This window comes from Methanothermobacter thermautotrophicus str. Delta H, from assembly GCF_000008645.1.
Taxonomy (GTDB): Archaea; Methanobacteriota; Methanobacteria; order Methanobacteriales; family Methanothermobacteraceae; genus Methanothermobacter; species Methanothermobacter thermautotrophicus.
The window spans coordinates 58,070-70,598 of the sequence record NC_000916.1; the positions used below are offsets into that span (position 1 = coordinate 58,070).

General features: G+C 46.9%; 14 protein-coding genes and 1 pseudogene. 5 read left to right on the forward strand and 10 right to left on the reverse strand.

Annotated elements, in window-relative coordinates; translation table 11 throughout:
- Positions 1 to 320: 320 nt before the first annotated feature.
- The 6 genes from MTH_RS00415 to MTH_RS00440 form a co-directional block, all read right to left on the reverse strand.
- The gene (locus MTH_RS00415; protein WP_010875732.1) at positions 321 to 689 is read right to left on the reverse strand and encodes a hypothetical protein; all 369 of its coding nucleotides are present in this window, start codon (positions 687 to 689) and stop codon (positions 321 to 323) included.
- 36 nt (positions 690 to 725) lie between these two features.
- Entirely contained in the window at positions 726 to 998 is a 273-nt protein-coding gene (locus MTH_RS00420; RefSeq protein ID WP_010875733.1) for a hypothetical protein, read from the reverse strand.
- 60 nt (positions 999 to 1,058) lie between these two features.
- Positions 1,059 to 1,514 (reverse strand): hypothetical protein, encoded by a 456-nt coding sequence (locus MTH_RS00425; RefSeq protein WP_010875734.1) that lies wholly within the window; start codon positions 1,512 to 1,514, stop codon positions 1,059 to 1,061.
- Between the two features lie 36 nt (positions 1,515 to 1,550).
- Positions 1,551 to 2,222 (reverse strand): cysteine peptidase family C39 domain-containing protein, encoded by a 672-nt coding sequence (locus tag MTH_RS09245; protein ID WP_143485717.1) that lies wholly within the window; start codon positions 2,220 to 2,222, stop codon positions 1,551 to 1,553.
- The gene (locus MTH_RS09250; RefSeq protein ID WP_010875736.1) at positions 2,177 to 2,455 is read right to left on the reverse strand and encodes a C39 family peptidase; all 279 of its coding nucleotides are present in this window, start codon (positions 2,453 to 2,455) and stop codon (positions 2,177 to 2,179) included. Before MTH_RS09250 ends, MTH_RS09245 begins: the two co-directional genes overlap by 46 nt.
- 918 nt (positions 2,456 to 3,373) lie before the next feature.
- Positions 3,374 to 3,685 carry a DUF2769 domain-containing protein gene (locus MTH_RS00440; RefSeq protein WP_010875739.1) on the reverse strand — a complete coding sequence of 104 codons (312 nt, stop codon included), beginning with the start codon at positions 3,683 to 3,685 and terminating at the stop codon, positions 3,374 to 3,376.
- Positions 3,686 to 3,916: 231 nt separating this feature from the next.
- Here MTH_RS00440 and MTH_RS00445 point away from each other — a divergent pair, with 231 nt between their 5' ends.
- From MTH_RS00445 to MTH_RS00455, 3 genes are read left to right on the forward strand one after another with little or no spacing between them, the layout of a single operon-like run.
- Positions 3,917 to 5,416, forward strand: a complete 1,500-nt coding sequence (locus MTH_RS00445) for a DUF2193 domain-containing protein (RefSeq protein WP_010875740.1) — start codon at positions 3,917 to 3,919, stop codon at positions 5,414 to 5,416.
- 32 nt (positions 5,417 to 5,448) lie between these two features.
- Entirely contained in the window at positions 5,449 to 5,658 is a 210-nt protein-coding gene (locus MTH_RS00450) for a DUF2180 family protein (RefSeq protein WP_048060737.1), read from the forward strand.
- Position 5,659: 1 nt separating this feature from the next.
- Positions 5,660 to 6,400: an MIP/aquaporin family protein gene (locus MTH_RS00455; protein ID WP_010875742.1), complete on the forward strand. Its 741-nt coding sequence runs from the start codon at positions 5,660 to 5,662 to the stop codon at positions 6,398 to 6,400.
- 51 nt (positions 6,401 to 6,451) lie between these two features.
- On the opposite strand, the pseudogene MTH_RS00460 reads toward MTH_RS00455, so the two are convergent.
- The 3 genes and pseudogenes from MTH_RS00460 to MTH_RS00470 all read right to left on the reverse strand — a co-directional run.
- A pseudogene (locus MTH_RS00460) lies at positions 6,452 to 7,837 on the reverse strand (MFS transporter); the annotation flags it as partial.
- A gap of 169 nt (positions 7,838 to 8,006) precedes the next feature.
- Positions 8,007 to 9,866, reverse strand: coding sequence for a glutamate synthase-related protein (locus MTH_RS00465; RefSeq protein ID WP_048060738.1), 1,860 nt, complete (start codon positions 9,864 to 9,866; stop codon positions 8,007 to 8,009).
- A gap of 9 nt (positions 9,867 to 9,875) precedes the next feature.
- The gene (locus MTH_RS00470) at positions 9,876 to 10,544 is read right to left on the reverse strand and encodes a tributyrin esterase (RefSeq protein WP_010875745.1); all 669 of its coding nucleotides are present in this window, start codon (positions 10,542 to 10,544) and stop codon (positions 9,876 to 9,878) included.
- Between the two features lie 137 nt (positions 10,545 to 10,681).
- Here MTH_RS00470 and MTH_RS00475 point away from each other — a divergent pair, with 137 nt between their 5' ends.
- Entirely contained in the window at positions 10,682 to 11,242 is a 561-nt protein-coding gene (locus MTH_RS00475) for an ArsR family transcriptional regulator (protein WP_010875746.1), read from the forward strand.
- A 43-nt stretch (positions 11,243 to 11,285) separates the two neighbouring features.
- On the opposite strand, the gene MTH_RS00480 is transcribed toward MTH_RS00475, so the two are convergent.
- A complete protein-coding gene (locus tag MTH_RS00480; protein ID WP_048060739.1) occupies positions 11,286 to 11,507 on the reverse strand; it encodes a hypothetical protein in 222 nt (73 codons plus the stop codon).
- A 104-nt stretch (positions 11,508 to 11,611) separates the two neighbouring features.
- On the opposite strand from MTH_RS00480, the gene MTH_RS00485 reads away from it, so the two are divergent.
- Complete coding sequence (locus tag MTH_RS00485) at positions 11,612 to 12,049, forward strand: hypothetical protein (protein WP_010875748.1); 438 nt, start codon at positions 11,612 to 11,614, stop codon at positions 12,047 to 12,049.
- The last annotated feature ends 480 nt before the right edge of the window (positions 12,050 to 12,529 follow it).

Sequence of the window (12,529 nt, forward strand, 5' to 3'; positions counted from 1 at the left end):
CGAGGCAAAGGCATATTAGCCAGAAGGGGCTGAGGCCACCTAATAATGTCCCCGCGGGGCCTTTGACCACAAACTCCACCAGATTCATAATACATAATGTTAGGGCCACCACTATCATATTAACATTTTCTTCCCCTTTCATGCTGAAATGCGCTATAAAATATCCGGTCAGGACAAAATGTCATCCTAATTCACCTTTGAATAGCAAAGTATTCTCCTCTCATAATGTGGACTATAAAATATGCCAACCATATCTCCACTCAAACTGTGGGAATAATGTACAGTTATCCCAGTAGATTCCCAATCCTCAATGGGGGGTCCTAAGTCTCTTTGTTTTTAGTGGCGGTTCTTAGGAAAGTTTTCAGTTGAGGCGCGTTGATTAGGAAGAGTGTTGTCAGTAATCCGATGGCTACATACCAGTTTAAGGTGTTTAATGCTGGTTGAAGTACCAGTATGATGTAGAGGAAGAGTGCTGTGAGGACCGTCTCAACAAAAACTTTAAGCTGCCATTTATTGTGTCGATTTGAAGTTCTATAACCATAGAGGGAGAGCATGGCAAGCATCATCAGAAAAACCATTAACTCCGAGGCTCCATGGACATCAAACACATAAAGGAATGAAATTACCATAAAAACCGTGAATATGCCTAAAAAATATCTCAAATCTCTATTCCTCCTTTCATCAGACATTATAAAAACCTCCTGAATAAGAAAAATGGTGGTACTTTAATACCACCACCCACAATGTGTACGATAATAACGCCCTTCTGAGGGTTCAAACATGAGATAAAGGGCGCCAGCTTTGCCCCATGGGCCACCGTACACTGTCCCCGCAACAGCAGCCCAGTAATAAACTTTCCACCAGTTAAACTCCTTACCATGCCATTTACCCTTCTTCTTCAACCGGTACTTCCAGTTTTTACCAATGATCTTTTGCATTTCCTCTGTGCTGAGGGGTTCTATTCGCTGTGTTCTCCGCGGTTTTGTTGTAACATCCATGTTTATTCATCTTAGATGTTTAAGATCTGGGCTTCCATTTTGTTTTTTGTTCGCTGTATTTTAATAATGCTTTTGATGGCTTTTCTCAGTCTTTGGATCAGTTACTGGTCTTTTGATGATTAGCACTGTAAAGACGATATATGCGGCGGCGGTTACTGTAAGCGCGACGCATGTGGCCCCCACAACATTTTTGTTGATGGGTGTTTTTGTGAGGATGGCATTTGTTAAACCTATGAGGTTGAATCCCAGTGTGAACAGCGCGCTGATCAGTAGTGTCCTGGTAAGGCAATGATCATAGCATCCACCAAGACCTTTGATAACCCTATTCAAACCGGTCATGTACAGTATAACCATGACATCTAAAATGAGGATATAAGCTGCTGAATTAATAGCGTTTCCTGAGACAATATAGAAGAATGGGGCCAGCTCATCCCCCTGCATCCACCCTGATAAAACTACAGCCGCGCTTATGGCAAAAACCGCCAGCAACGTTAATATAAACATTTTATCTTTCATAATTTTTCTCCTCTTTTAAAATAATTGGTTGGATGGTTAGTATTCTACATAATGTATACAGTGATCACGCCCCAAGTATGCTTTCACTCTTTTATTTGGCGGGTGATATGCACAGTATTTCCAGTACTTTCGCGGCACATACTTATCCCTGACAGTGACTATTATATTACCCAAACCATATAATGTAATAGGAAGCCACCACAACTTGCCTCTAATGTTCTGCATTTCCTCTGTGCTGAGGATTTTAGCTGAGTCTGTGCCTTGTATTGGCTGATCTGTTGAGATATTCATTGGATTCATTTCATGTTCTGTCTGGTTGTCTGATGCCGTTCTGTTTTCCATTGCTTCTGTGTTATCACTGCTCTTGATTATGAGGGCGTATCCTGTGTAGATTTCTTGGAATTCTTCCAGTGACATTTCTATGTTTCCCATGGTGGGGTCTGCTAGTTTAACGGTTTCATTGTTGACTTCCCTGATGAGGGTGTAGTGTCCCACACCATCACTCATTGTATATGCGATCATGTTCTCGTGGAGTTCTGTGATGTTCAGTTTCATGCCTGTCATGTTAACGCCCTTGGCCTTTGCCGCCTCCAGGAGGCCCTGCATTGTTGTACCCTCTTCTGTGGTGCCGGCGAGGTCTGCGAGTTCATCCTCGGTTGTGTTTATTCCAAGGTTTGGAGTAGTGTGGCGAGTGCTGCCGGTCCGCAGGTGTAGTTCCTGGTCTGCAGGACCACGCCGGTGTTATCTGCTGTGATGTTATCGTCTATAGTGAACTCTGCTGGATCCGTGAAGTTCTCTTCCAAGTTATCTGCTGTGGATAAGTCCATGGGATTCGTGGAGTTACTGCTGTTATCCCGTGGGGTTTGTGCGGCCGCAGCAGCGTTAAAAGATACTGCGAGTGTTAAGAGGATCAGCAAACCCAAAAGACACGACTTTCTCATCCACTATTCACCACATATCAGGTTGATAATAAATCTATAAGAAAAACTCATATATATATTACGGTGCTATGTTAATGTATTAATCACATAAAAGGAGGCCTTTAAACATCACTCAGCTCGCCTCCGAGGTAATAGTAGCAAATAAGGAAAGATGGAGGGGGAAACAGGAGATTTCAATGAATTATTGGATGCTTAACACTATTAAAGAATCCATTTGCATGATGCTGTATTTAAGTTGGTATGACCTCCAAAATCAGATATGCCCATTACAAGTGTGGTGACGATTGGCTGCTTTAGCGTTCTTCACGATATTGATGGAGGTTGCCATGAAAAATGGATATGATAGTCAGTACACACACCGAAATGTCGAGTAACCAGGATCTCACCTCCAGGACACCATCCAGTATTGTTCTCATCATTATGAAGATGACGGCTATAATGCCTGGGGATATTTCAAGTTTATGGGATGATTCATAGAATTACATATACTGCAGCAATTATGCAAGAGTAGCCATAAATATGGTGAATGATTGGGGCTTCTTATTTTTCATTGTCATCATCTTTAGTAGAGTTGAGGATTATTTTCCCCAGTATCCATCATATATCTCTGATACCTTTTTTATGAGGTAAGAACCTGTGAGCAGGCCTCCTGCAGTGTTTAAATGTCATTCCTGCCTTTAAGAGTGTTATACAAGGTTCCGATGCCACTGATAATCTCCATGCAACCCTCTCTGATTTTGCCACAGTCTGGTTTGGGATTTCTGTCTACTTTATATGTGCTTCCATCCATGCACGTATATGGGGTATCCTTTCCCGTCCAATTTATATGTGACTTCATACTTGTAGAATGTTATTACTCTATTTCCATGTCGTTCGCTCTATTTTCTGATAAGGCGTTTTTTGATTATCTTGTAGCCTTTACCTCGATATCTTTTTGATACAGAAATAGTCAGACACATCACTTTCAGATAATATGTGCTCCTTCCATACCTCACACCCACTGCAGAGGCACTCTTCATGTGGATCTATATCCCTGCAAATGGCCCTTCCTGTGGAACAGTAGACCCCTGGAACCCTGTCTGTGTCCATGCGCATGGCGCTGTCAAGGTCCTGCTGGGTTATGAGTAGCATTATCTTCTTCTTATCCCTCACGCACCGACTTTCCCTCTGGACGGGACACTCAAGACAGAGGCACCTTCTGATGTTCTCCATGCTGAAGTCAACCTGCATGTCATCACCACAGTGGATATATGTACCTGCAGGTACTTCACATTTGCCACATGAACAGAAAAATTTTAATTAATAATCATTATAAATTGAAGTTTTTTTAGAAAATAGCTGCTATTTAAAGCTTTTGTCTTGTAACATTTAGAAACTGATATTAATGTAGATGACCTATTTAATATTGGTGGAATCTGTGTACCCTTCTAAGGGCAGGGCAGTTCTACCGAAGGTGATCTAATGGCTGAGTTGTACGAAAAAATGGTAAAAGAGGCCATGATGGCCCAGAAAGCCGATGTGGAGACCATAAAAAAGAACAGGGGAAAAGAGTTTAAAATAAGGGATACGAAGGCCTACCTGGACGTTGTGCAGGAAATGAAGGCTGCAGGAGACCAGAGCGAGGCGGTGATAAACCTGCACAAAAACTCAGTGAAGGCCCACTATGAGATACTTGACAGCCTGACAGACACCATAAGACCAGAGGACGACCCATTCGTGGAACACTACCAGACACCTGTGGTCCTTGAAATACTCCGGGATGAGGACAGCGAATTTGAAAAGAGCCTCCAGGCATTCATAGATGCCATAGAAAAGTCTGAGGCACTTATAGGAAAAGAGGCAATAAGAAGGTACGGTGGATTCTACGGCCCAACATGTGTGGTTGACTTCGCCCTCATGCCGGGCAGCACGAGCAACGTGGTGAACAGGATTCTCAGGGAGACCGACATCCCCGAGATGCACAAACAGGCAATACTATCAGAAAAATCATGGGGTATGAACACCTCATATGGTATCGGGGAGGTATTTGCAAACGAACTTGAGAGGGGGGCAACCGCCGCAGAGGCAGCCCGGAAGGAAATCGAAATGGTGAAATACATCTATGAGGAGCCAGTGGAGGCCCAGGCAAAACTCATGGACGACCATGGTCATGAATCATTCGATGTAAGGGAGTACATGTCCCGCTACAGGAAGGAGATGGAGGCAACCGTCAGGGCAGCCATGGATGACGGGGTACACTACGGTAACATACTCACTGTACCAGCATACTGTGTTGGTGACATATCACACCACATAGCCCAGTCCACCTACAACATGTGCAAGGACGACGTTGTCATGGCCATAATAGAGGCAACCACCGAGGTCATGGACAGCACACTCAACAGCGCAGTATCATCATTCAAGAGTGAATACGATGTCCTTAGCCTTGCAACAGGGTCATCTGCATGTGCTGTTGAGTACATACTAGAACTTGACGGCTTCAATGCAATAGGTGTTGTCGACCTCCTCACAAAGAGGTTCCACAACTATGTCCAGCTATACCCCACAAGGGGAGCTGCAGCTGAACTGCACAACAGCGACTTCATGGACATGATATACCGTGGATGGACACACATAGATAAGGCAAGGAGGATGCTGAACGGAAAAGAGGGGCCACTTGAACCCATGGTCGGCGACTACAAGGTTGATCTCTCACCTATACACGAAAATGAAGTCATAATGAACCCACAGCGCTACACATACCCGGCATGTGCAATAACAGTGAGGTTCTCAGCCCTCATGAGACTTGCTGACTACCCATGCCTCCTTACAAGTGAACCGGTCACCGCAACACTCATGACCAACATAATCGCACTCCACAAGGAGAGCGCTGCATCACCTGCAAGGACATGTAAGAACTGCGCAGCAGCAGCCCTAATTGACTTCAGGCACAACCACTGTCAGTGGAGAGAAGCTGTATAGCTTCACCCACCCATCCATTTTTTGGTGATTGTATGAAATGTTATGTCTGCGCCGAACAGGGCAAGGACACCGATGCGGTTGCAATATGTATAGTCTGCGGAATGGGGCTCTGCACCGAGCACGCCATAAGGGAGGAAACCGAGATCTGGAGCGGAGGCTACCCCTTCCCGGCAGAGAAGGTTAAGGGTACACTGCCCAGGATACTCTGCCCCTACTGCTACAACGTCATGAAGGAGGATTGAGATGGTATCCCTTACAAAGAGGTGTATCGCTGAGTTTATAGGCACATTCTTTCTGGTGTTCTTCGGTGCCGGGGCAGCCGCCATAACCCTGATGATAGCATCTGGGGGCACAGCTCCAAACCCATTTAACATAGGCATAGGTCTCCTGGGTGGCCTTGGTGACTGGGTTGCCATAGGTCTCGCATTCGGTTTTGCAATAGCTGCAAGCATATACGCACTGGGAAACATTTCCGGGTGCCATATAAACCCCGCTGTGACCATAGGGCTCTGGTCTGTTAAGAAGTTCCCGGGGCGCGACGTTGTACCCTATATCATTGCACAGCTCCTGGGAGCCGCCTTCGCAAGCTTCATATTCCTCCAGTGTGCGGGTATAACTGCAGCCACCATAGGTGGACTGGGGGCCACAGCACCCTTCCCGGGAATCGGCTACTGGCAGGCCATGCTTGCAGAGACCGTGGGAACATTCCTCCTCATGATCACAATCATGGGCATAGCCGTGGACGAGAGGGCCCCGAAGGGCTTCGCAGGGATCATAATCGGCCTCACAGTTGCAGGTATAATCACAACCATAGGTAACATAACTGGAAGCTCACTTAACCCGGCACGTACCTTCGGCCCATACCTCAATGATATGGTCTTCGCTGGCACCAACCTCTGGAACTACTTCCCCATCTACGTCATAGGACCGGTTGTGGGAGCTGTCCTTGCAGCCCTCACCTACCAGTACCTCACATCAGAATAATCCCCATTAATTTATTTTTTTTGAGTCAGTAACACCGGATAGTCCTTTCTTTTAAATGTTCCTCTTCATTGTCTCAAGCTGTTCCTTTCTTCCCTTGAGACCGGTTGATAGCAGGAAGAGTGTGAATGCAACTGCAACAAGGAAGAGGAATGAGAACCTGTAACCCATTACTCCACTACCCATGGACGCTACAATGCCACCGATGAGTGCACCTCCAACAAGCTGCCCTGCACTTGATAATATGTTTATCAGGGCCTGTCCAGATGCCCTGTGTTCGGGGGGAGTTTCAGATAGCATTATGTACCTGAGGGGTGCCCCTATGACGGTTATGAGTCCGAGGGCCATGAGCACCTCAGCAAGTATGAAGAGAGGGGTGGTTGATGAGAGGAGGGCCATGATGGTACACCCAACCATCAGGATAAGGCTCCCTGAGATCATCACTACCCTTGAACCAACCCTGTCCAGCAGAACACCCACAATGGGGGCCGAGAGGGCCATGGTGGTGACGAAGGGGAGGAGGCTGAAACTGGCCATGGACTCTGACAGTGAAAGGGCGAGGAGGGCGTAGCTGGGTATGAATACGATTGCAGCCTGGGATAGGCCATTACCAGCAGAGATTGCGGTTGCAATGCGGACCTCACGGCTGGCCAGCAGGTCAACCTGCACCACGGGATCGGGTGCAGCCCTTTCAACCCTCCAGAGTATGGGTGTGAGTGCCGCTGCCAGGATGAGAGGTACCACTACGATGGGCCTCATCAAACTCCCTGTGAGGTCAGTGGTATCGATCTGGTTTATCCCGACTGCAAGGGAGGCCACAATGATGGCAAGAAGAAGGGTCCCTCTGGCATCAAATTCACCATCGTCCGTTTTGCCTGTAACTGGCAGTATAAGGAATCCCCCGACAACTATCGTGGCCGCAATTGGGATGTTGATGAGGAAGAGCCACTGCCAGCCATAGGGGAGTATGAAACCCGCCAGGATAGGTCCGGCTATTGATGAGAAACCAAATACGGATCCTATGATACCGAGGGCTTTCCCACGGCTTTCGGGGGGAAATGTGTCCCCTATGAATGCACTTGCAACAGGGAATATCCCCCCTGCACCGAAGCCCTGTATGGATCTTCCGAGGATTAGGAGGGGATATGATGGTGAGATGGCAGTTATGACCGACCCCAAAGCAAAGAGGATGATGTCAAGTATGTAGATGTCCCTGCGCCCGTACCTGTCGGAGAGCTTCGCCATGAGGGGAGTCCCGACCATGAAGAAGAGTATATAGGATATGAATGTCCAGGATGCAAGCCGGGGATCCACCTTGAAGTAGCCCTCTATGGCTGGAAGTGCGGGGCCAATGATTCCTATGTCGAGGGCCCCCATGAATACTCCAACAAAGAGCAGAAGCAGTATCCGGTTCCTTTTTTCTGTCTCAATCATATGATTAACTCTGAAGGCATCCTGTTATAAAGGTATGTTCTGACTTTAAAGAGCTGCTGATTGAAGGAATGTTATGGAGTTTTTTCAAAAACTGAAGAAAAAATGGAGGGCTTTTATTTTGCTATTAGGATGTATAATTCTAAAAAACTAAAAAAATGGATGAGGGTTTATTTGGTCACTGGTTTATGAGTTTCAGCCCGGTTATAGCTGCGGTGTTGGTGTCCAGGGCCCTGAGGTCCTCTGGACTGAATTTACGTATATCGTCGTGTCCTGCAAGCTGGGCCAGCATCTTGGCCTCCTCGGTCATGGATTTTATGTAATTGGCAACCCTTCTTGCTGCAAGGTCCACGTCCATCCTCTCCCTCAGGACAGGGTCCTGCGTGGCGACACCAACAGGGCACTTACCTGTGTAGCACATGCGACAGGCACGGCATCCCATTGCAATCATTGCACCGGTACCTATGTAAACCGCGTCGGCTCCCATGGCCATGGCCTTGGCAACATCGGCACCGCTGCGGATACCCCCTGTTATTATGAGGTCAACCTCGTCCTTCAGCCCTATATCATTGAGACCATTAACTGCCTGCACGAGGGCTGCGAGGGTTGGCACACCGGTATGTTCTATCACAACCTCTGGGGCTGCCCCGGTTCCGCCCTCCATTCCATCCACTGAGATAACGTCGGCACCGGCCTCCGCTGCGATCTGCACATCCTCATAGACACGTCCGGGTCCCAGTTTAACGACTATGGGCACCCTCCAGTCGGTGACCTCCCTGAGCAGTTCTATGTGCTTTGCAAGGTCACCCTCCCTTGTGGCGTCTAGGAAACGGGCAGGGCTGAGGGCGTCAGTACCTTCGGGTATCCCACGGATCTTCGCAACCTCCGGGCTCACCTTCTCTGCCAGCAGGTGTCCACCCATACCTGGCTTTGCCCCCTGACCTATCTTGACCTCGATTGCATCGGCCACGTTGAGGTAATCTGAGGATACACCGAATCTTCCACTTGAGTACTGTACCATGAGGTTATCTGCGAGTTCCCTCTCCTCAGGGAGCATTCCTCCCTCACCGGTGTTGGCGCAGGATCCCACCATGGATGACCCCTTGGCCATTGCGAGTTTGCTCTCCTTGCTGAGGGCACCGAAGGACATACCTGCAATGAGTACGGGGGTCTGGAGTACCAGTGGTTCCTCTGCAAATCTGTCACCAAGGACTACGCTGGTGTTGCAGGGCTCCCTGTACTTGTCAACTGGTGGAATTGATGCCTGGGCAGGGAGTATGATTATATCATCAAAGTTTGGCAGCCTCCTCTCTGTACCGAATCCCCTGAGGACGTACTTACCAGCCTTTGAGGTGTACCTTATATCTGCGATTGTCCTGGGGTCCCATATGCTGCCTGCACCGGTTGGTATGAGGACCGGGCATGCTGCAAGGCATGAACCGCACATTATGCACTTTGTCTTATCTATCTCGGCATGGTCCTCCACTATCTTTATGGCATCTGTTGGGCAGACGATTTCACAGGTGCCGCAGAATACGCAGAGCCCCTGGGTTGCTGCTGCAAGGTCTGATGAGGGGGATGATGGTGTTATTGATCCTGTACTGGGAGTTTTGATCTCAAAGCCCCTCTGGATGTCATTAACGTATTCCATAACGTCCAGGGCCTCAAGACAGCCCTGTTCACAGGCAGCCACACAGGCGGGTGTGTCTCCGGGCTTTTCAATGCACTGCTGGTCACACTTTACCATACCCTCATCGGTGTAGGTTATGGCACCGATGGGGCACATGAGCATGCAGAGCTTGCAGCCGACACAGGATTCCTGATCTATTTTAACTGCACCGTTTTCCCTTCTAATGGCGTCCCTGAAGCAGCCCCTTGCACAGGATGGGTCCACGCACTGCTGACAGACTATGGCATGGTAACCGGTGTCCATCTTGTTGAGGAAAATCGCACTCCTTCCAAGGACAGATTCACATGCCTCAAGGCACTTGTTACAGCCATCACATTTTTCAGGTTCTGTTAAGAGTATCTGCACCATATGGATCACCTAACCGTAGAATGGACGTATCTCCTTTCTCTGTATTTTCTTAAACTCATCTGGAGATGCTTCTATTGAGTAATGCTCAAAGAGGGCTGCTAGCTTCCTTATATCGGAGTCCTCCATCTCAACGATTCTGGTGTTGGTACCGCCATCGAAGTCACCTCCGACGTATATGTTGCCCCCTATTATCCAGTCACCGGTGTCCTCTCCGCTGTCCCCGGTTATTATGAGGTCACCGCTCAACATGTAGAGTCCTGCAAGGTCTCCGATGTCTCCATCTATGATTATGATGCCTCCCTTGTTAAGCTGGCCGATACCATCACCTGCATCCCCATGGACAACGATGGTACCGTTGTAGGTTCCAAAACCCACACCATCATCTGCATCCCCATGGACCACTATCTCGCCGGCTGTCATGTTGTTTCCAACGTATCTTCCGGTTTTGCCATTTATCTCTATTCTGGGGCCGTGGTTGAGGGCACCTATGAAGTCACCGAATTTACCATTCAGGATAAATTCAGCTTCCTCCCTGATTCCAACAACAATGGAGTCAAGTTCGGCGTTGCTTTCTATTTCGAAGCGCCTGATTTCATTGTTCAGCCCGTCCTTTATCTTCCTGTTGATGTCCCTTGTTGTGAGGTCATCACCCGCAATTTTCATTTCCTGAACAGTCATCTAACATCCCCTGTTTTAACATGTTTTTTAATGAACAATTTTCCATGCTGTAATTTAAGGTTTCCCATTTCTGGAAAGACCAGGTAGATAATTATATATTTTAAGGAGAATATTTTATCATTAAATGAGAATTGTAAATGGATGATGTTATGAAGACCCTTGTGAGCAACCTGCGGGGAAGGTGCCTCTTTGATGTGGCCATGAAGACCCAGATCGATGGACTGATATCTATTCAGACAGGGGAGGTCAATGACTCCTGCCTTGAAAAATTCGTTAAGGGGGGAATAGTTAGAATTGACACCCAAGACCCCATTGAGGCGGCCAGGAGGATATCTGAAGTTATAAGGGGGGCCAGAAAGCATGGAGAGGTTTATGTGGCCTCTGATGGTGACGGACTTGGGGGCATACTTTCATTTGTTGCCCACAGGGAGGGTGTGGATGCCATCTACACATGTTTCGGAGAATCCGCGGTGAGGTTACCACCCCTTAAAATGGATATCTCTGATACCAAGCTGAGGATACTCGAGGCACTTGAGGAGGAGAGTCTCAATGCGGTTCTCCTCTCAAGGAAGGTGGGGATTTCAAGGGCAATGGTCTACAAGCACCTCTCAGCCCTGATGGATATGGGTCTCGTGAAGCAGTCCCAGATGTTTGAGAGGTACTCCATAACAGGGGCAGGTAAACTTGTGATAATCTAGTCATGCTGGACTTACAATATAAAAAAACCTTAAAAAAAAGGGGTTATTCCATGGGGTAGCCGACCCTCAACCTGTAGGATGCCCTTTCACTTATAAGGACAGTTCCCGGTACAAAGAAATCATCAAACTCTTCAACCTTCTTCTTCATGCACGGCTTCAACTCGTCCTTGTTTGCATAGGAAGCGCATTCGTCCCTTTCCAGAACACCCTTCCTCACAAGTTCAATGTACCTCATCTTCAGTGTTTCATCATCAAGTACGCTCATCATAATCACCAATATCTACTATGATGCCCCATAATATATATTTTTTGTAGCAATACCTGATTGAGGTATAAGTATTTATACTACTTTCAACTATACTATATACAATGTTCAGAAAACCATTTTCATACGGTCAAAATGGAAAAAGATTCAAGGGGCCTGAAATGATTAGGAAATCCTTAAATTACTCCAGAATTGATGAAGAATACTCTTTAATGTTAAGAACAGCTGTTGAACACCTTAGAACTGCGGGATATAATTTAAAGATAAATAACGGTAAAAGAAAGTTAAGGCCAAGAACTTTAAAGGGTTTTGTCCCGGATATTCGTGCATTAAATGACTCAGACGAAATTCTGGTCGATATAGCCTCCGATGCACCTGATATCAGGAAATGGAGAAGATTTGCGTACACCGATGGTGTGAGATTATGGATCATAGCGCCCCGGAGTTCAGTGGATTCTGTGAAAACCTGTGTTGAGACATTCTCCATACCTGCGGAGGTCTACTCATGTAACGGCACAATGAAGCTGAGGCGTGTTTTATAGTTTTTTGCAGTGGACTGGCAATGGTTGTCATCACAGGACATCAGTAACTTCATTATCTGCGAGGTCACTGAAACTCATATATGGGTCTGTGCTCCCTTCGGCTGCGGCGGATCCCCATTGTGCCCCATTTTTTGGGATTGCAGCGATGAGGAAGGATTAAGACATTTTGTATCCTTTACTGAATTCGTTTTTATTTTTTTAATCTTTCTCTCTATATGCACAACCTTTCCAGGAAGTTCTTTATTTGATGTCGGTTGATGCATCCTTTGCAGAATAAAGGTATTCGCTGTAATGGCTGAATTAAATGAGACAGGGCGTCTGAAAATAAATATGGCTGGTATAGTCGGCATTTAATTTAAATAAGACACGTTTATAGATGCATCCTCCTTTTTCACTGGATTTTTTTGTCTCATAGATAGACGCAAAGGTTTTATACAGGGTCATCCAATCAATTTACAGAACTTTTTATTTGAGGTTAAC

Coding starts and splice junctions, on each gene's coding strand:
- MTH_RS00415 (WP_010875732.1), bottom strand. CDS start 689: ATGTCTGATGAAAGGAGGAATAGAGATTTGAGATATTTTTTAGGCATA.
- MTH_RS00420 (WP_010875733.1), bottom strand. CDS start 998: ATGGATGTTACAACAAAACCGCGGAGAACACAGCGAATAGAACCCCTC.
- MTH_RS00425 (WP_010875734.1), bottom strand. CDS start 1,514: ATGAAAGATAAAATGTTTATATTAACGTTGCTGGCGGTTTTTGCCATA.
- MTH_RS09250 (WP_010875736.1), bottom strand. CDS start 2,455: ATGAGAAAGTCGTGTCTTTTGGGTTTGCTGATCCTCTTAACACTCGCA.
- MTH_RS00440 (WP_010875739.1), bottom strand. CDS start 3,685: ATGCAGGTTGACTTCAGCATGGAGAACATCAGAAGGTGCCTCTGTCTT.
- MTH_RS00445 (WP_010875740.1), top strand. CDS start 3,917: ATGGCTGAGTTGTACGAAAAAATGGTAAAAGAGGCCATGATGGCCCAG.
- MTH_RS00450 (WP_048060737.1), top strand. CDS start 5,449: ATGAAATGTTATGTCTGCGCCGAACAGGGCAAGGACACCGATGCGGTT.
- MTH_RS00455 (WP_010875742.1), top strand. CDS start 5,660: ATGGTATCCCTTACAAAGAGGTGTATCGCTGAGTTTATAGGCACATTC.
- MTH_RS00465 (WP_048060738.1), bottom strand. CDS start 9,866: ATGGTGCAGATACTCTTAACAGAACCTGAAAAATGTGATGGCTGTAAC.
- MTH_RS00470 (WP_010875745.1), bottom strand. CDS start 10,544: ATGACTGTTCAGGAAATGAAAATTGCGGGTGATGACCTCACAACAAGG.
- MTH_RS00475 (WP_010875746.1), top strand. CDS start 10,682: ATGGATGATGTTATGAAGACCCTTGTGAGCAACCTGCGGGGAAGGTGC.
- MTH_RS00480 (WP_048060739.1), bottom strand. CDS start 11,507: ATGAGCGTACTTGATGATGAAACACTGAAGATGAGGTACATTGAACTT.
- MTH_RS00485 (WP_010875748.1), top strand. CDS start 11,612: ATGTTCAGAAAACCATTTTCATACGGTCAAAATGGAAAAAGATTCAAG.